At 41.8% G+C, this 18,533-nt stretch carries 18 protein-coding genes; all 18 read right to left on the bottom strand.

All coding sequences use genetic code 11. From position 1 onward, the window contains the following. Positions 1–64: 64 nt before the first annotated feature. The 18 genes from E5331_RS03425 to E5331_RS03340 all read right to left on the bottom strand — a co-directional run bounded on the left by E5331_RS03425 (position 65) and on the right by E5331_RS03340 (position 18,486). Complete coding sequence (locus E5331_RS03425; RefSeq protein ID WP_123484538.1) at positions 65–433, bottom strand: DUF2141 domain-containing protein; 369 nt, start codon at positions 431–433, stop codon at positions 65–67. Continuing rightward, positions 430–2,439 carry a TonB-dependent receptor gene (locus E5331_RS03420; RefSeq protein ID WP_135984670.1) on the bottom strand — a complete coding sequence of 670 codons (2,010 nt, stop codon included), beginning with the start codon at positions 2,437–2,439 and terminating at the stop codon, positions 430–432. Before E5331_RS03420 ends, E5331_RS03425 begins: the two co-directional genes overlap by 4 nt. Before the next feature lie 151 nt (positions 2,440–2,590). Then, positions 2,591–2,872, bottom strand: a complete 282-nt coding sequence (locus tag E5331_RS03415) for a winged helix-turn-helix domain-containing protein (protein ID WP_123484540.1) — start codon at positions 2,870–2,872, stop codon at positions 2,591–2,593. After that, positions 2,869–3,498: a hypothetical protein gene (locus E5331_RS03410; RefSeq protein ID WP_123484541.1), complete on the bottom strand. Its 630-nt coding sequence runs from the start codon at positions 3,496–3,498 to the stop codon at positions 2,869–2,871. The genes E5331_RS03415 and E5331_RS03410 overlap by 4 nt, the downstream gene beginning before the upstream one ends. A gap of 311 nt (positions 3,499–3,809) precedes the next feature. Further along, a complete protein-coding gene (locus E5331_RS20945) occupies positions 3,810–4,055 on the bottom strand; it encodes a restriction endonuclease (protein WP_420813749.1) in 246 nt (81 codons plus the stop codon). Between the two features lie 46 nt (positions 4,056–4,101). After that, positions 4,102–5,433 (bottom strand): ATP-binding protein, encoded by a 1,332-nt coding sequence (locus E5331_RS03400; RefSeq protein WP_123484543.1) that lies wholly within the window; start codon positions 5,431–5,433, stop codon positions 4,102–4,104. Positions 5,434–5,714: 281 nt separating this feature from the next. Continuing rightward, positions 5,715–6,230: a hypothetical protein gene (locus E5331_RS03395; protein WP_135984668.1), complete on the bottom strand. Its 516-nt coding sequence runs from the start codon at positions 6,228–6,230 to the stop codon at positions 5,715–5,717. A gap of 3 nt (positions 6,231–6,233) precedes the next feature. Next, positions 6,234–7,640 carry a CotH kinase family protein gene (locus E5331_RS03390; protein WP_275441045.1) on the bottom strand — a complete coding sequence of 469 codons (1,407 nt, stop codon included), beginning with the start codon at positions 7,638–7,640 and terminating at the stop codon, positions 6,234–6,236. A gap of 68 nt (positions 7,641–7,708) precedes the next feature. Further along, positions 7,709–8,743 carry a Gfo/Idh/MocA family protein gene (locus E5331_RS03385; RefSeq protein ID WP_123484546.1) on the bottom strand — a complete coding sequence of 345 codons (1,035 nt, stop codon included), beginning with the start codon at positions 8,741–8,743 and terminating at the stop codon, positions 7,709–7,711. Continuing rightward, complete coding sequence (locus E5331_RS03380; protein ID WP_123484547.1) at positions 8,740–9,807, bottom strand: radical SAM protein; 1,068 nt, start codon at positions 9,805–9,807, stop codon at positions 8,740–8,742. Before E5331_RS03380 ends, E5331_RS03385 begins: the two co-directional genes overlap by 4 nt. A gap of 76 nt (positions 9,808–9,883) precedes the next feature. Then, positions 9,884–11,512, bottom strand: coding sequence for a sigma-70 family RNA polymerase sigma factor (locus E5331_RS03375; RefSeq protein ID WP_123484548.1), 1,629 nt, complete (start codon positions 11,510–11,512; stop codon positions 9,884–9,886). 42 nt (positions 11,513–11,554) lie between these two features. After that, entirely contained in the window at positions 11,555–11,803 is a 249-nt protein-coding gene (locus E5331_RS03370; RefSeq protein ID WP_135984666.1) for a cyclic nucleotide-binding domain-containing protein, read from the bottom strand. Between the two features lie 32 nt (positions 11,804–11,835). Beyond that, positions 11,836–12,168, bottom strand: a complete 333-nt coding sequence (locus E5331_RS03365) for an immunoglobulin-like domain-containing protein (protein WP_123484550.1) — start codon at positions 12,166–12,168, stop codon at positions 11,836–11,838. Between the two features lie 106 nt (positions 12,169–12,274). Beyond that, positions 12,275–13,285 (bottom strand): TolB-like 6-bladed beta-propeller domain-containing protein, encoded by a 1,011-nt coding sequence (locus E5331_RS03360; protein ID WP_135984664.1) that lies wholly within the window; start codon positions 13,283–13,285, stop codon positions 12,275–12,277. After that, positions 13,282–14,133 carry a GLPGLI family protein gene (locus tag E5331_RS03355; RefSeq protein ID WP_123484552.1) on the bottom strand — a complete coding sequence of 284 codons (852 nt, stop codon included), beginning with the start codon at positions 14,131–14,133 and terminating at the stop codon, positions 13,282–13,284. The genes E5331_RS03360 and E5331_RS03355 overlap by 4 nt, the downstream gene beginning before the upstream one ends. Before the next feature lie 10 nt (positions 14,134–14,143). Next, positions 14,144–16,708: a hypothetical protein gene (locus E5331_RS03350; RefSeq protein ID WP_123484553.1), complete on the bottom strand. Its 2,565-nt coding sequence runs from the start codon at positions 16,706–16,708 to the stop codon at positions 14,144–14,146. A gap of 111 nt (positions 16,709–16,819) precedes the next feature. Next, on the bottom strand, positions 16,820–18,115 hold the full coding sequence (locus tag E5331_RS03345; RefSeq protein WP_123484554.1) for a M56 family metallopeptidase: 1,296 nt from the start codon (positions 18,113–18,115) through the stop codon (positions 16,820–16,822). Beyond that, positions 18,115–18,486: a BlaI/MecI/CopY family transcriptional regulator gene (locus tag E5331_RS03340; protein ID WP_123484555.1), complete on the bottom strand. Its 372-nt coding sequence runs from the start codon at positions 18,484–18,486 to the stop codon at positions 18,115–18,117. The genes E5331_RS03345 and E5331_RS03340 overlap by 1 nt, the downstream gene beginning before the upstream one ends. Positions 18,487–18,533 lie beyond the last annotated feature (47 nt).

Genomic DNA, 18,533 nt, shown 5'->3' with positions numbered 1-18,533 from the left:
ATTGTTGAGATATCATATCTCACAGCATAACTTTCTTGTCATTACCCTTGAAACCTTGCAGCCATCAGAACGTCATCATTCTAAGGACATACACTTCCGTGCTGTCATTAGGCATCAGAGTGGTCTGAAGACACGGCTCAGTTGGACGACCGAAGTTGTCCTTATCGAGATTACGGTTCTCGTTGAGATCTTGAAATGCCTGAACAAAGACTTTGAGATTTGTCAGATTGGAGAAGTCAACCGGAATAGACATCTCGGTATCTTCAACCTCAATTGCCTGACGTACTACCGTACTATCACCAACATTGACAGAAAGATAGATAGTTCCTTCTGTATAGGGCAACTCCACAAACTTAATCAGCTGCTTTGATGTCTTGGCGAAGGTTGCCATCGCACAGATAGCAACCACGAATGTGAACAATAATTTTTTCATTTTCTTACATCGTTTATTGTTTCGTAAATCTGGTTATTGTTTAATTTTCTGATTGTCCCGGAACGTTTTGAACCTTTGAATATGTTTAGGCTTACTCCAATCCAAATCAACCGTTCTGAACTTGAAACATGATAAATCCTCTCAAAACCGGCTATATCCGATAAGTCAGAACTTTTCAAGCCGATTCTTCCAATTGGATTGACCACACCTGCCATGAATGTGGCATTACGATAAGAATACCCAACCCCAATATTCAGAAGATTATTATTGATAGTCGTAATGGATTCACCCCATAGCCTATTATAAGCATTGTTGTATTTAGCCATAATCCACCAATGTCCCTTCATAAACATCAACTGTGCGTTTACGAATGGCTGATGATAATTATGGATATAGCCCGATCCTTTACTCTTCATTGTATGCCATCCGCCCTCTAAAGAAAGTGTGAGTTCCCTGACAATCAATTTGGTAGATAATTGACCTTTTATATAGAAATGATTGCAATATCCGGTATTTGAATAGGTTTGCAAAATTGAGCCATCGTGATAACCTTTGGATGAGAGTATTGGTTTATGACTGTATTCATCGCCTATTATGATTTTGGCACTGACACCCTTAAACGAAAAATCCATATCTATCCTCCCATCATATCTTTGATATGGAGATAAGTCAATGTTTCCAACAACAGATTGAAAAGCATCAATCCGCTGCATTACAGGAGATAGATACGCCATATTCGGAGCCACCGTTGTTTCATTCAGAGTAACTGACAAACTTCCCCATTGAACAGGAACATATCGCACAAACACACGAGGATTGAAATGGACTGATCGGTATTCGTGAGGGCTTGAAATATTATAGTAAGTTGCACCAAGACCTATGTTGTATTGGACTTTATCAAGATTCTGCTTCCATTCAACGAAAGCATGATTATTGCTTTCGTCTTCGTTGACATTGGTTTGCTGAGGTAAATATTGAATTTTAGACCAACCGACAGCGCTTTTTATTCCAGAGGACAGTGATCCGCCAGAAAATTTCCTTTCCCATATAAACTCTGAATATAGCCGCCAGCTCCTATTGTCTGTACCTGAAGTTATATTTGTACTTCCTACAGTATAATCACGACTACTCTCAGATGTAATTAGAGATGGGATGACATTGACATAAATCTTATTATCTTTATTGATTTTCCAATGAAAATACAGGTCAAGATCACCCTGCCACGCCTTGACAGGATTTATCTCACGCTGAAATTCATTGAAACTCGTTGTTCCGGTCATAGTGGCTATAGTCCCTTCGGAAATATACCGATCATTTTTACGTATGACACGTGCCTGGGCGTTAAACATCGTCTTATTCCCGTTCTGATACGAATATTGGACTGAACCTTGATGGGTAACCATATCATTAGGGGCCTTAACCCCATCTTCATTTCGTAGAATTTCAGCTCCATTTTCAAATATTATAAGCTCACGATTGTTTCGGTAACAATCCATATTCCACATCGGGTTGAACTTATAATCCACCTTCCATTCGCTTTTGCCAACATTATATTTTAGGGTTGCGACGTAATTTCCCCAACCACGATTAACTGATTGCAGCAGATTTAGCATTGCTCCATAACCTTCGGTCTGCTTTTTTACGGTTATGTCAATGACTGCTCCATAGTTTTTGTAACGAACTCCGGGATTTGATATATACTCAACTTTTGCAATATTCTTTGACGGAATTGATGAAAGTTCGTTCTGAGAAGATGGACGACCATTAATCAGAATCAACAGATTGTCTTTACCCAAAACACTTATTGTACCTGAAGATAAATCTACAATCAACTCAGGAATCTGTAATCCGGCAATAACCTGATTTGCATTTTTGGTAGTTTCTTTAAGGTGTTTATCCGGATAGAATACTGTGGATTCACCTTTCTTAATAATATCTGGAGCGAGTACAACAACCTCATCCAATTCTCGCGTTCGGACACTATCGTTCAGGGTGGACTGCGCCATACATCTACATGAAACTAAGAGAAGTAGGAATGCCTTTGTTTGTCTTGCTATCATCATTATAATGACCTGAAAAGGATGTAATAAGAGTGCTCCCACGTAAATTGAAGGAGCTTATTATTGACGTTCAGCTAAATTTAAATATTCCTTATATTCAGATATTCAACAGCTTCCGCAGATCTTTGACATATTCCTCAAAGGCTTTGCGTCCGGTATCGGTGACGCGACATACTGTGCGCGGTTTCTTGCCGACAAATCCTTTCTCTACCGCAATATATCCGGCTGACGAGAGTTTGTCGAGTTGAACACTGAGATTGCCAGCCGTGGATGAGGTCTTTTCTTTGAGATATACAAAATCAGCCTCCTCCACATTCATAAGGATTGACATAACTGCCAATCTTAATTGCGAATGAAGCAGTGGGTCGAGTTCCTTCATCTTTCTTTGCGGCTTTTATAGTTGAGAATATGACCGGGGAGAATCATCATTAGAGCGAATGACATGATAAACATAGGCATAAACCATCCGGCATACAATGCTATTCCACCGGCTATACAACACAACGTGACAAGTCCTGACACGATTCCGATTCCACCACCCCATATTAAGGATTTCTCACGAATCGCAACACCTTGTACTATCTCGGCAAATCCTACGATGAGCAATGGGAGCATCAGCATCGAACTCCATGTATCCGTGCCTGAAAAAAGAAAAAAGCCGAGGCATATTAATGTAAGGGCAAATGCGCTCAGCCCCACTGTTGTCCATACTGCGTTGCCAATTTTATCCGCATACGTAGTAACACCTGCCTTTTCCCGGCGTTTACGTGCCATTATCGGAGTCGCGATTCCACCGATAATCCAAATCAGATACCAGAACCAGTTCATCGCCGGATTATGGGTCAGATCAATAAGAATCCATACCAAGGCTGCCACACCGACCACCAGATATCCCCACATCAGCAAAATATTGCCATCGCCTATGAAGCGACGAGTCTTCGAGCGCTGAATCATCTCATTGATGATTGCCATACCCTCCAAAGAAGTAATCTTTTTCTCTTCCATAGTTTTATTTATTTAAGAAGTTTATATTATAAACCATATTGGTAAAAAAATAGTCGCTCGCATGAACAACACCGCAAAGATAACATGATTTATTTTATAAACCAAATTATTTTATAAATAATTTCAAAATAATCAAAACAGTGTGTTTTGAGAGCTTTTCCTGCTTGTTTACACATAAATTCCACCAAAACTCCGGCTCGATATGCACAATCTTTTTGCTATCTCTTCATATGTCTCCTTTTGTTGAGCACAATCAGCTTCATTAGTAATAGAAGTGTCCATATCTACAATCATGGACTCTTCAAGATTATCTATGAAGTGATCCGTAATAATGCTATCATTTTTTGAAACGCTGACCAAATCAATAAAATTAAGTTCGCCAAGAGAGACTTATAATCTTTATATCTCTTTGCTTGAATAATAGCTTTCCCTTCTTTTTCCGTTGCACATCTCAGGTCAATTCCTCCATCTCTACCGGACGTAAACGATTCAATCAAGCAATTCCACTCCTTCTGTAAAAGGTCGCGAGTAATTTCTTCAAATTCGCTGTAATATATGTAAATCGTATGTAGCCATATTATTGCTCTTTGATAATACTGTGATTTATAAAAATTGTGTCATGTAGACCGGAAGATATGTAATACTTTCTTCCTTGCGTAAATCCTTTGTGTATATGAGATAACGCTTACTCACCCGCGAGGAAAACTTCTCGCAGAACAAGTCAAGTGATTTGTGGGTCTTGTAGCCTGATGATTTTACCTCAATCGGTACTATCTTAGTCCCGTTTGAAAGGAGAAAATCCACCTCGTAGAGATGGTTGCTTGTATCCGACGGCCATGTGTAGTAATAAAGCTCATGACCGTTTGCCTTCAGCATTTGTGCAACAAGATTTTCATATACATACCCGAGGTCAGCACTCAGTTTATCGGACAGCAGTTTCTCATAGATTATGTTTTCAGTGAACTTCTTATCCCAGAAAGCAAGAGTGATGAATAGACCGGTATCAGCCATAAACATCTTGAATCTATTCCCATCGCGATGCAATGCAAAACCGACATTAGGATCGTTAGCATGATATGCAAGATTTACCACCATTGAATCCTGCATGTCAAACACCTGCTCCCTCAATCGGTCGGGGCGACCACCATCTGTAGCCGAGTAGATCTGATATCTGCTCCAATTGCTTGCCAACTGCGAGGGTATTGCCATGAACATTTTTGAAGTATTGCCAGAAGGGTCTATCTTAATAAAATCCTTCTCATATAAGTTGATTATAGAACGCTTCATCTTGTCAACCTTCTCCATATTATTAGTTTCAAGATAGGTTCTGACGGCCTGTGGCATACCGCCGACAAGCATATATAGCCTAAGGTTCCGCATCTCGCCACGCGCACCTGCATCTCCGATTCCTTTATTGCTTTCAAACAATTTTCTCATAATCGGAATAGAAACCTTATTGCCCAACGCCCACTGGAACTCTTCATAATCCAGTGGATTCAGAATCATCTCTTCTTCCTCGCTTGGTATAAGAATACCCTTTACATTCTGGCGGATTGATATTAATGAACCGGTTTCAATATAATCATATCTGCCATCCGCCACCAAATATTTAATGGCTTGCCGGGCCTTGGGGCAATATTGGACTTCATCAAAAACTATCACAGAATCCCTTTCATGTAGCTCAATGCCGAGGAGCACCTGCATACGCATAAAAAGATAATCAAGATCTGAAACATCGTCAAACAATTCACGAATTTCCATCCTACAGGATGCAAAATCAATAGCGACGTATGATTTGTACTCTTGCTCCGCAAACGTCTGGGCGAGGGTGGATTTGCCAACTCGTCTTGCCCCTTTGATCAACAATGCTGTGCTGCCTTTGGAATCTTGCTTCCACTTCAGCATCTCATCGTAAAGTTTTCTCTTGAATATCATTTTGATTAAGTATATGATTTCGAGTGCAAAGATAACAACTTTGACGATATCCCCAGAATTTACCATGTATTATTTGTCAGTTTACCCCAAATTTTCTTTGTAAAATATGACCTTCATCCCCCATTTTACATTAACCTTGACCGCTCTCCCTAAATTTAATTACTCAATTTTGTCAGAAACCCCTAATTTTATTCTCAAAAACTGTACCAGCCTTAAAAAGTAGGCAGGTTCTAGTCTTGTTCTGATATACCGGAAGAGCGAATTGCATATATGTCGTTAAACTAAAAAGGATACTTAACTTTCATTATTTCACCAGACGTGATTGACCTTCCGTTTCCTACAAGTGTAGGCTTATCAGGATTATAATTGCCTGATGTATCTCCACGATAGATTTTTAATAGAAAATCTCCACTTGGAAGATTGTTGATTGTAAATTCCGCATCCACCAGACAACGACAATCCGCATTGTCTGACGATGGGTATTCTATGATGGTCAAAGCGTTGTCGGAAAACAATATCTTAATGTTGACTTTTTCAAAATCACAGGGATACTCCAATGATGAAAATTTACAACTCACGGTTGATAAATCCGCCCCATACCACATTTGAAACAGACCGTGTTCAGTATTATCTTGATCGCCGTTTCTACTATCGGTATCATAGAATGATGAAAGACATTCACTGTTTTTTAGTTCTTGCAGATATGGTGTTGCTGTCACTATATCATCAATAGTTGAACAAGATGCCAATACAAATAATATGATTGTGCAGGCTGGTAGTAAAATAATATTTTTCATACTCTAATCTATTTTGATTTTCTTCCTGTTGATAATATAGATGCCACTGTTTAGGTTTGAAACAGCATCCGACTCATTTGCATACTTGCCAATGTAAATACCTTGAAGATTATATACTATAATCGGGCTGTTGGCAGATGTAGTCACATCCCTGATAGAAGCATACGGACTTACAGGCAGATGATTGTTGAACCAGTCGATATTTCGACGCAAGGCGTTTTTAATACGGTCTGCCCGTAACTGTGCTGTTTGTGACGGGTCTTCATTCCATCGTTCACAATCGTGTTGCCATGCGGAGGCCAAAGGTAGCACAATCTCATCAATCTTTTCATAAATCTCCGAGAGCCTATCGGGATAGACTTCATTCCAAACAGCTGCAACAGATTGGCAGAAACTGTCGTATTTGATAATCTCGCCAATCCAATGCGGTGTAATGCCGTAATGGACTTTCATCTTGAATGTGTAATCCGTTTTCTCCCGGTTGTAACACACAAGATCCCATATCGGACCGGCAGTCCATTTGGCTCCATCTTTCAAGTCCTTATGGAGATAGAAACTGCCGTGAAATCCATCCGGATTATCCATGACTTCCTGCACGATAAAGAAACGTGCCATACTTTCCACATCAATATACTTTTCCCATTCGGCTGATGTCTTATCTTGGGAGTAAATGGCAGATGTGATGGTCTTGAACTCACCGGTAAGCCATTGCAACTGGGAGTCCGACAGATTTTCCGGTGAATGATAACGCAAGGTGAGATTCCACCTGCTGTTTTCCGGAATTGTTATCTGACATTCATCGTGATAGTTATCCACCTCAACGAGCCAACCGCCGGTTATCAGAGTCTGATCTGTTTCTCCGTCCTGTTGCTCATAGATATTCACACGGTTTTCATCTATGCGTATTGTCTCGGTCAGGAAATACAGACCGATATAATCACCGTTAAGCACAACTTCGACAGGACGGAAATCCGGAGTCCATGCCATATCCATCAGTTTGCCGAGATTGAGTCCGGCAACAGTGTTTTCAGTTGGCTTCAGCAATGCGAAATGCTTGTTCTTAGACATACCCATCACCGCTGTTTTCTTGTCGAACTTTATCTTGTAAGGTTTTTTCGCACCTTTCCATGACGAGTGGCCCCGTCCGCGTATCTGCATGTCCAATGGGCCGGATTCAGATCCCAGCGGCTCGATTGCATCATTCCCTACGGGGTCAAGCCAGTAGGTTGCATTAAGGTATTCGGTCTTGGATGTTATAGGCTGACGGTTTTCAGTTTCAATGTGCATTACGGGCAGAGTTCCTGATATGGAAACAGACGACGGCGATGCTGAAGGTGGCACCGCCGCCTCAATATCATCGGCACATGACACCAGCATCAGCGATGCGATAAAAATTGGTATTATTCTCATATTACTTATGGGCTTTTCTATTATTGATGAAAAAATGTTGAAAAGACTGCATGGAGCGTTTTTCTTTTTTATTCGTTTTGAATAGCATCCATTATCCGATATGTTTCCTTTAGATTTGAAAGAGGTGAGTAATTCTTGCCTGAACATTCAACAAACTCGGCAAAAGCCTGTATCTCCGAAAGAAAACCTTGTGAGTAGAGCTGATTGTTGACCAATAAAGGATTAAAATTGTTTCTTTCTGCGATAATTTGCTCTGAAACAGTGTGAATACCAATCTTTTCGAGCGGCACACCCAGACATTTCTTAGGATGCGGATAATGGCACAGCCTTTCCATCCCGATTAGCCGATATTCTCCCTCCGTGGTATTTATTCGCAGTTTTTCTTCGGGATTGGACCACGAAAAGGCCGTTGACAGTTCAATAAATCCCATGACATTGCCGTGTGATAGCAACATCTGTATAGTGGCGGCTCCATTTCGCTCTCTAAGCTGGAAATCCCTTATCTCCACTTTCCCAAAGAGGAATACGGAAAGATCGACCGCATGGATAAACAGGTCGGTATATGGATTGCCTTCCGAGTAAGCTCCGGTACGGTAAACCATATTATAACTTATCATGTCATGACTTTTCAACTTTTCTTTCAGAGTTTGGATATACGGCGAGTATCTTTTTTGCATACCCACGACCACCTTTTGTTTCACATCCAACCCGATAAGTGATTCAAGCTCAGTTATCGTTTGGCAGGGTGGTTTTTCAACAAAGAGATACTTTCCAGCCTCGATTATGCGCTTGCAGATATGAAAGTGTGATTCAGGAGATACACACACGAACACGCCTTTCACTTCATCGTCATTCAACACATCGTCTAACGAAGTTGTTGCAGCCACATTAAACCGTTGCTCAACCTGCTGCAATTTCCCCGGAGTCTTACAGCATATATATTTGAGCCGTATGCCAAGATATTGCAATACCGGGTACAAGTTTTGCAAAGCATGGTTTCCCACCCCAACAAAGGCATATCGGGCAGAATATGGTGATTGTAACATTTTCTGATTGCGGTATGACTTCCAGCGCCGTATCAGTTTATTAGTCAATTCGTTCATTTTCTGATATTCTTTAGATATTCGCGATAGGTCTGGCGACGGTCAGTGCTCCACTGATATTTGCCGTAGAACAGTTCTATCACTCTCTTTGGCAATACTTTTTCCAGATTGCGCAAAAGAATGATGTCATATTTCCTATGGAAATTTATCCAACATCCGTTACACTCCTTTGAGTAGCGGCATTGCAGGGCTGCACTTTCTTTGGAATTGAATATTTCATCAAGCGTCTTTTCCTTGATATTTCCGAGTGTAACTCCGAGATTCTGGCAGATGGGCACATTGCCGTCGGGATGAATCACAAGCGAATTGCCTATTGAATGACACCGCAGGCGCAGATTGCCGCGACGCCACTGGTCATACAGCACAACAAAATCGTAGTTCTCCTGTGTGCTGTGAATGTTTGCGGGTATGTCGGACAGGTAATCCGTGTCTATTGTCGTCAACATAGATGCAGTGGTGTCGAAATAGTCCATTGTGCCATAGATGCCGATGCGTATGTCAATACCGTATTTGTTCGCAATGTCTATGGTGTACTCCATATCCTTGAAGCTATTGAACGGCGAAAGGCAGAACATTAGCGATATTGGCACATCATCCTTGAGGGCTTCTATGACTTTCATCACTTTGTCGTATCCATCAACTCCGCGCATTTTCCTGTACGCCTCCTTATCGCCGTCAAGCGATACATAAAGGTGCTTTGGTCGGTAACGTCGCGTCAGCGCTATCACTTTATCGGGAGCAAGGCAGTTGGACAGCAAGGTGTAGTTGGGATGATTTGCCTGAAACCACTCCAATATCTCGGCTGCCTGCGGGTGCAACACAAATTCGCCGCCCTCAAGACCGACAGTTGTATCGGTTGTTATGCAGTGGCTCTGCATTATCGCCACGATCTCATCTTTTGAAAGAGTGTCGTTTGGCTTTTGCCAGATGGAGCAGTGAAGACAACGCGACTGACAGCGGTTGGTTGCGTAGATCATAAGCTGCGACAGCTTTTTATCTTGTGGAAACAGTATGTTTCGGGCAAAGAGGATGCCATTTCGGATGTAATCTGATATTTGGTACATATCTTTGAGAGGGATAATTTCACCATATAGATGAAACTACCCTCCATTGACTGCATCAACCATTCCTTATTACTACTTACCATGTCAACCTTAATCCAATCGGTATGGTGAACTCAAACGGTTTGTCTTGCCTTATTGTGCGGATTTCAGTACCGGGGTTGAAATAGTATCTCAACGATGGCTCGGCATAGATACTGAACGAAGGTGTGAAATGATATTGCAACCCCAGACCGCCCTCTACCGACCATTGCATCGGTGCTGAGACATTCAGGCTTTCCGTCATCGGTTTATTCCAACCTTGTTCAAACTTCGTGACAGACTGCGTTGCTCTGACTGGAATATCAAGTGCTGCGCCTCCTTGACCGTAAAGGGAGAAGTGGGGATTTCCGAATATACGATAGTTGAATTTCAACGGTATGCCGATATAATGAATACGCTGTATGGTTTCGGAAGTTTTAATTTCACTTTCGAGTAAGAAGTCACTCCGTAGGAATGAATACCTCATGCCGGTTTCAAGACTCCATCTGCTTGACAAAGATTTGTTAAGCGATAAGCCGATTACAACAGGCATATAGTGGCGGGATTGCTCCCTTACTTCTATCATGTCGGGGTCTTCGCTGGGCAAATCAGGATGTATATCAGAAGGAATCATATAACGGTTGCTTTCGTTTTGTCCCATATCCCCGGTATATGACATCGAGATACTCCAGCCATCCCGATGTGATTGTTTCGAAATATTATTATCAGCCAATAGCCCTGAATTATCAAAAATATGTTTTCGGAGATTAAGAACAGTATACGTGTCCACACTATCTTTCGGCAAAACTATTGCTGTTGAGTCGTCTGGGAGTATCACTGAAGTTATATTGTCTTTTGCTTCCGGTTGAGTTGCTTCGATAATTTGCTTGAGTATCGAGGTTTGCGGAATTGTATCTTCAGATAACTTTTCGACAATTTCTTGAGTGGAGGGTATATGGTTATTATCCTTGTCCGTTTCTTTTGTAATCAGATTTTTAGGATCTGCGGAAGGGTGTCTATCAATCCCTAACCATACATACAGTATCGTTAGCACTACAATAACCAAGCTGAAAATATCAATACCCGTGCGGTATTCGGTTATAAGTTTTCTCAACATAGCTTTCGCATGATGCAGTTGAGAAGAAGATGAATGAGGGGCTATGCCAAGCATCTCACCTATCTCCTTGTGTGACAAGCCATCCAACACAGCAAGACGAAAAACCTCACCATATCCCTCCGGCAGTTTGTAGATGATTTTGCTCAGTACATCCCACGATATGTAGCCATCGGCTGCATCGTTCTCGGAAAGGTCGTTAAAGGATGTGTCGGACATTGGCACTGAGATATGATTTGCCTCATCTCTCAATAATTGCAATGACAGGTTTCTCATTATAGTAGTCAGCCATGATTCAAACCGCTCCGATTTGTTGAGACTTGCAATGGAAGAGTATGCTATAATGAATCCGTCTTGTAAAACGTCTTGTGCCGTGTCGTTATTATGAACAATAGCCTCTATCACCTTCAACATATTAGGCGCATAGAGGCTGTAGAGTTGCCCAAAGGCATCTCTATCTCCTGCTTGGCAGCGTTTCACGAGCTGCGCTGTATTCATTGATTCTGACATATTATATTTGATGCCGAAATTCCTGAAAGGCTGCATCAGATGTATCAAAAAATTCTTCGTCATCGAAATAAATTACTATTTCTCAAGTAACCAACCATATTAAAACTATACAATAAAATGGCTAAGATTTTGAAGGAAATATAGAAACCCGAAGATAGCCTCGGTCGTGCGCATTATACGCTCTTTCCATTCCGGCTCGGTCTCCATCTTCATCTTTAAGGTACTTATTGGCAAACAGTAAATATCACATGGCTTCACAGCCACGATTGCCACTCTCGCTTTTTGCCCATATAACGACCACGGAAAATCAGCGATAAACTCACCGTCAGACTGCATACCGACAACATACTCCACACCATTTTCATAATTATCGTATATATGGAGCTTTATCTTATTTCAAATTCGATATATGCGGTGTCTTGCTCCTCCTTATTATCAAAACTGAATGTCTTTGCCAACCGATATATGCCTGGTCCTAAATTCTTTCCATAAAACCACGGCTTAACTACATCATTGCAGGTAGAGGATGCTTCGAGAATATATGCAATCATATTGAACACAATCTCACAACGACCGTCATTCATGTATTTTGTATCTATCGAAAGTTCTTTCCATAGCCCGTTTTCTTTACGCTGGATCTCAAACCATTCTCCGAAAAAAACACGCGAATCGGTATTGTTGCGCCACTCAATCTTAAGGGAATCTATCGGGAATCCCACATCATCTGCATGTTTGATTTATAAGGGCTGCAAGGATTTAGTTTATTTACAACAGCTCCCGACATTTTCACATCGGGAGCCGCAGGGTTTGGTATGATTAGCTGTATTATAGTTCTACATTGATATAATATTTTCCGTTCCAAACGATTATTCCGTCCTCGTCTGTGACTGCTATTTTATATATGGGAGATGTTGTTAGATCTCTTTTAGCTATGACATTACCGGTCCAATCTATTTTATAGATGCAAGGAACGGTTGTTTCCCTTTCAGAGTACATGCAACCCCAATAAAGTGCATAGATATAATCAGACGAGGCGGAAATATCTACAAAATGCAATGGCGTCAGATCTTCAAAATCAGCTTCTTCAAGTAGTTTGGGATCAAATGTATCCGCTGCAATTTGTACTCGCTTCACAAGTTCTCCATCCATACCGAATATTTCAATTACAGGATGTAGACGATAAGCAAATGCAAGACGATTATGCTTGCCGGAGTATGTCAGCTTCCCGGCATTAGGCATCCAAGATTGCAATTCAGGTGATATTGCAATCTTGCGAATTGTATCCACATTCTCACTTGCCGTGTTAGCAGCCATTGCATATTGTAAGCCATCATTAGGTTCCCGACCAATAAAGACATAGTTATCCTGTGAAACCATTGAAACATCCTGTAAATAGTGCGACATAGGAAATGGAACTGTACTGTTGCCACTTACAAGATATTTCTTTGTACGCGTCAAAGCATTACCGTCTGATAAATCATAGATCTCGCCATCGTCCTGACTAACAATATGTACATTTCCAGAAGCATCAAAGAAAGGATATGGCATATATGATACATAATAGCCGTCTTCGCGTTTACCTATTTCCGGTCTGATACTCAATTTTGCATTTTCATAGTCAATGACGGCACTACGGAGGAACCGCTGTCCGAATCCATCTTCGGTTTCATATACGAAATATAGAGTGTCACCGGATATTTTCATATCGGTAATATGGCGTAATGCCGGCAGGCTGTCGCCTGTAAATTCAAGTGTCTGAACCGATGATGTTGGCTGTGCGTTTGCCGAACAGCCGACCAACATCAGAAGCAATGTAAGGGATATAAGCGTCTTCATTTTATTTCAAGAGATTTATAAGGTATAGGTGTATCTTCAATCTCTGACGCATCGCGGGTTTTACCGTCTTTGCCTGTGATGTATATCCGTCCTTTTCCGCCTATCACACCTAATAGAAATGCATTCGGTGTCTTGTAGCATCGTTCTATTGTCTTGGCAGCTTCCTCCGGTGAGCAAGTTTTCTCATCGTTGTATTGATAGATTTCAATTGGCAATCCGGACTTCTCGAATGCGGTTGCTTCCCATAAAAACTGTTTTTCTGCATCTTCAATTTTCAAGATCAACCCCGGAAGTCCACCGAATTTGTATGGTCCGTATGGCAATGGCAGTTCTGTTGTGAACCACGCGGAATATTTTCGTCCGGCAAATTCAACGGTTGCCATTTGACATTCAAAACCGAGAATGGTCCGTGTGCTGTCAGCGGCAAATTCCCACTGCATAACCGGAACCGGTTCTGAATAATGCAACACCCCTATTCCAATCGGCAACCTATATTTCATATCAGCCTGACGACCTCTGTCGGAAAGCATTATTTCATACTGCCAAGGGGAACCTGGAGGATTCGAGAAAGTATTCGCCCCCCGCTTAGATTGCTCTGTTGCGAGAGAATCGTAATGGTGAATTATATCACTGTAATCCTTGACATTATGCCGTCCAATCAGAAGCGTGCGCACATCATTAAATCTAACATCCGCTTTCGGATGGCATGTGTAATCAAGTGTATAGGTCACGGCATAGCGGGCGGTATCGACAGGGGTAGCCTTGTCAAGCACCTGCGAAAACACGCCAATCTGGGCATTTGCTGTCAACGCTACAATCATTGCCGAAAGGGAAAGTAACTGTTTCATATCGTAAATTTTAGAGTATTCTGAATCTGATTTTGAGTAATATGCTGCGAGGGCGGATATTGTATATCGACATCGCCTCGGTCAGCGCTGATTGACTGGAGTAGATATAATTTTTGCGGTTCAGCAGATTGTCGCAGCACAGGGTGAACGCAAAACGCTTGATCGTGTACCGGACTTCGACATTCAGCAACAGAAACGACTTGTCACCGTCATTGAAATTGTTGTAGTAATGATATACCGAAGTGCGCAGACTTACACCGCCCGGGATGTTGAAGTTAAGAGTCCCTTTGTTTGTCATTGTCTTCAGCCACGGCATACGTTCAAAACCTTGCTGACGGGATGCCGACTGATAGTATTTACCTTCGTAAGATACGGAGAGCCATCTCCACGGAGACAGACTGACATCCCCCTCAACGCTTATGGAGTTTCCGCAATAACGTAGCACCTCGTCCTGCACCAGCAGCGGACTTTCAAAATAGCTGTATCCTGCCGAAAGTCCTATTTTGAGTCTTCGCCAGTCGAAGCCCTGACTGCCTCTTATGCGGGCTGATAGCATATCGGAGGTTTCATTCGTGCGCCGGCTTATTACTCTTGACACCAATCCATCGTAATATGATCCATAGAGCACGTCGGGCTTCCGACGATTCCACGACAGGTCAATTCCGGCAAAACTCATCGAGAGAATATTCTTGAAATCGTAGGAGAATGAGTTATAAAGGTTGCGACCCTCGAATAATCCGGCGACATCGTATGCCGACAATGTGCGGTATGAGGTCAAAATATAATTGGAGTACAGGTTTTGTATCTCCGGTACAGAATAATTGAATGCCGATCTGAGTTTCAGATTATGGTTGCCGTTTATCTTGTAGGAGAAATCGAACTGAGGCTCAACACGTAGCAGATTTCTATCTGAAGTGTTTTCATCCGCTCTGTTCTTCAACCCAAAGTAACGGTAACCGATGGGGATATAGAGCGAAGCATTGAATTTGCGCGTATTCCACGCTATTTCAGTGGCGACACCTGTTTGCATATTGTTTAGATACATATCATTATGCGACTTAACAAGTGCGCTTGTCAGACTGTTGTGATGAAAATTGACAAACAGCGACGGATGAAAGGTAACATTGCCCGCTTTCCATGCCGAGAGTAATCCCGCGCGGTTTTCGATAGAGATATTCCGGTAATCTACATCCTGGCGGAGATTATCGCCGTTAATCATTTCAGGGAAAAGATTGGGCGAGACAGCCAAGCTATGTGGACGCCTCTCAAGATTGACGAGCGAATATATCTCATAACCACGATATTCCGAACTGCGGTCAGTGAGATGAAATTTGTTGAGCAGCCGGTACGTGTCCGTCTTGCCTGTCTGGGATATATCTTCATCTCCTGCCAATATGCGGCTGTCAGCATCAGTGACACTCCAATCAAATTTCAACTGTTCTTTCAAATAGGTTTCGTCACCATTGAGCATATATGTCAGGTCTCCGTAAGCCTTATTGGTGCGGGACCTGCCATTCATCAACTCATCGACTATATTCTGTGAGCCGTCGGGAAGGGTATTCGACGTACTTGAATAGTTCTCTCCGGAATCTCGATCGTTAAGGTATGCAGCATTTATGCCAAGTTCGCCGGATTTGCCTACGCGATACACGTTGTTGAAAGTGGCACTATGCGAACGGTTGAAGAAATAAAGCCGTTTGTCAATCCCCGGAGCTGAAGGCATGGAAATATCGGCGATGTTTGATGTTCGCGAATAGTCGTTGTCAAAGGAATACAGCTCCTGCGACAAATATTCTCCAGTATTGTTCCCCTTGTATGTGGCAAGGAACTGGCTGTTGCGCTTGAAATATGTGGCGATGGCAGAGTTATCCCAAAGCACCTCATCGCCATATCCACCTCCGAGGGTGGCTATGAGATTGAACACACCTTTCACTCCCTCTTTAAGCTTTATATTGATTGATGCCTGCTCTTCGGGGCGCAGACCTTTGAGAGCCTTTATGTCCTGATGGTTTTCAAGCACCTGCACAGTCGAGATGTTGTTGGGGTCGATGTTGTTCGTCGCTATGCCGTAATGACCCTTCATCAGATCCAACCCCTCGATATAGAAATTCTTTATCGGCTTGCCCTGATATGATACCTGCCCGGCATCCGACACTGTGATACCCGGCATTTTCTTCAGCACATCGGCAAGGGCTTGATCATTCTGCGAAAGGAAATTCGCGACATTGTAGTTTATAGTGTCGCCTTGCGAATATATCTTCTTGGATTTCACCACAACCTCTTTCAGTTCGATTGATTTATTCTCCACGACGATGTCGTATGTTCCCGAACGATTAGGTATTTTGATAGTCATCGGTACAATCTCAAGACTTGATACTTTTAGAAACAAGCTATCGCAGTCGTTATTTACAGGTATGGTGAATATGCCATTCTCATCTGTAAAAGCCGATGACAGGATTTGTTTGGGAGAATTGGCAGGAGCGATAATTACATTGATAAAATCCACACCTCTCCCCTGTGCGGTTTTTACAACCCCACAAATTTCAACCTGTGCAATGCCTTGCAAAGCAGACATTAACATAGCTGTTACAGTAATGATATTTATGATATTATTCTTTGGCATAGGTATGAGATTAGCCCGTCACCGCTATGCGGCAACCTAACTAAATTATTATAAATATCTGATTTACATTGGCAAGGATACTTTTCGTATAGGCAGAGCAAATCGCGTGCTTATCTTCCGATCTCCATCTTTCACAACCTCGAATACTATCTGATTGGTAGCACGTTCAACCACCACACGCACTTCGGGATTGTCGTCATGATCAGTAGTCGCACTCACGATATTGCCATCTTCATCAGTCTGTATTCTGACAAGTATCTTATCCGGAATTAAATCTTTATACGCCAACTCCATCGACATTTCAAATTGCTTTAATAGCGGCTCCGGATCAGTCAATGGAGAAGGAAGCCTCATAGTGACTAATGTCGCAGGTAATTCTTTAGGTGTATTTTTTTCAACGGAATATTCTGCAACTATTTCAGTTGGTGGTTGAGTTATTGAAGGAAATTTATTATTCAAGATTGTATCGTGTATGACCACTGACCACGGCGCTGTATCTGCGTATACTGCCAATGCAAGCATCGGAAGTATAGTTAAGGCAATCCATTTGATACCTTTTGGCGAGTCATTTTGATTCATAGTTAGGACTCGCCGACGAAAATCCTTTTTGCTCATGGCAAAATTGTTTGCGATATGCAATGTACGATGACCTACAGCTTTAGCTATAAGTAGCCGTTGGTAACTCAACACGTCAATATTGGAATCAATCACTTTAGCATCAGCCTCATATTCATGATTAAGTTTGATGAGATTCTTGAGCATCCATGCAAATGGGTTATACCACATGAATATGCAGAAAAAATCAGCAATGGCAACATCAATCCAATGTTTCTTAAATGTATGAGCTTCTTCATGTATCAGTATCGATTGCTCATTTTCCGAATATGGAAGGACTATAAATTGCCCCCAACTGAACGGAGTAATCCCATTATTTTCATGACGGCATAGCACATAACCGTCAATCCGCTGTTTCTCTGACTTAGAGATAATCCTCCATAATTGGAAATATGAAATAAATAGCCGAACGGCAAGTACAAAAACGCCGATCCAATATAGACCAAGTATAAACGGCAGAAGTTCAAAGTGTGATGTTACAACTTCTGGTTGCACCACATTAAATGCAGTGATTTCCAAAGGTCGGATGATATTTGTCTGTAGTGAAGGATCTGTTGGCATTGCATCTGCAATTGGCTTATATGTCAATGCGATTGGGACTAAAACCATAATGGCAATTCCTGATAGCATCAACATTCGGTTAAACCGGAACGAGCAACACCGTTTTACCATAATCCAGAAAACCGGATATAGCATCACCATCATAAGAGATGCCGAAAGAGAGTGTGAAAATATAGTGTTCATTACTGTTCGGTTTTATGAGATTGCTCAACCTCGTTGAGTAACTTTCGTAAATCTTCAATCGGCAGATTGCCGTCTTCTACAAATGAAGAAACAACCTTGAGATATGAATTTTTGAAATACCTGCTCACTAAATTTCCGATGGATTTCTTGCCCATTTCCTGTTCGGCTATTGCTGCGTGATAGAGGTAAGTCTTACCTTGTTGGGTGTGTCCAACATATCCTTTATCTTCCAACGCACGCACAATAGTTGATATAGTGTTGAAATGTGGTTTGGGGTCATCATACATGTCAACAATATCCTTAACATGCAATGCTCCGTGTTTCCAAAAGAAACCGAGTACTTCTTCTTCTTTTGCCGTCAGTTTTTCCATACTAAAGAATTTATGGTGCAAATATAAACTATAATTTATAGTTGCAA

Origin of the sequence: Lepagella muris (assembly GCF_004793975.1) — a bacterium.
GTDB classification, from domain to species: domain Bacteria; phylum Bacteroidota; class Bacteroidia; order Bacteroidales; family Muribaculaceae; genus Lepagella; species Lepagella muris.
Note: the sequence above shows the minus strand (reverse complement) of the source record. Positions and strands in the feature narration are given on the sequence as shown.

Bases quoted from the DNA above. Each gene is read 5' to 3' on its own strand.
- E5331_RS03425 (WP_123484538.1), bottom strand. From the start codon at position 433: ATGAAAAAATTATTGTTCACATTCGTGGTTGCTATCTGTGCGATGGCA.
- E5331_RS03420 (WP_135984670.1), bottom strand. From the start codon at position 2,439: ATGGCGCAGTCCACCCTGAACGATAGTGTCCGAACGCGAGAATTGGAT.
- E5331_RS03415 (WP_123484540.1), bottom strand. From the start codon at position 2,872: ATGAAGGAACTCGACCCACTGCTTCATTCGCAATTAAGATTGGCAGTT.
- E5331_RS03410 (WP_123484541.1), bottom strand. From the start codon at position 3,498: ATGGAAGAGAAAAAGATTACTTCTTTGGAGGGTATGGCAATCATCAAT.
- E5331_RS03400 (WP_123484543.1), bottom strand. From the start codon at position 5,433: ATGATATTCAAGAGAAAACTTTACGATGAGATGCTGAAGTGGAAGCAA.
- E5331_RS03395 (WP_135984668.1), bottom strand. From the start codon at position 6,230: ATGAAAAATATTATTTTACTACCAGCCTGCACAATCATATTATTTGTA.
- E5331_RS03390 (WP_275441045.1), bottom strand. From the start codon at position 7,640: ATGAGAATAATACCAATTTTTATCGCATCGCTGATGCTGGTGTCATGT.
- E5331_RS03385 (WP_123484546.1), bottom strand. From the start codon at position 8,743: ATGAACGAATTGACTAATAAACTGATACGGCGCTGGAAGTCATACCGC.
- E5331_RS03380 (WP_123484547.1), bottom strand. From the start codon at position 9,807: ATGTACCAAATATCAGATTACATCCGAAATGGCATCCTCTTTGCCCGA.
- E5331_RS03375 (WP_123484548.1), bottom strand. From the start codon at position 11,512: ATGACGAAGAATTTTTTGATACATCTGATGCAGCCTTTCAGGAATTTC.
- E5331_RS03360 (WP_135984664.1), bottom strand. From the start codon at position 13,285: ATGAAGACGCTTATATCCCTTACATTGCTTCTGATGTTGGTCGGCTGT.
- E5331_RS03355 (WP_123484552.1), bottom strand. From the start codon at position 14,133: ATGAAACAGTTACTTTCCCTTTCGGCAATGATTGTAGCGTTGACAGCA.
- E5331_RS03350 (WP_123484553.1), bottom strand. From the start codon at position 16,708: ATGTCTGCTTTGCAAGGCATTGCACAGGTTGAAATTTGTGGGGTTGTA.
- E5331_RS03345 (WP_123484554.1), bottom strand. From the start codon at position 18,115: ATGAACACTATATTTTCACACTCTCTTTCGGCATCTCTTATGATGGTG.
- E5331_RS03340 (WP_123484555.1), bottom strand. From the start codon at position 18,486: ATGGAAAAACTGACGGCAAAAGAAGAAGAAGTACTCGGTTTCTTTTGG.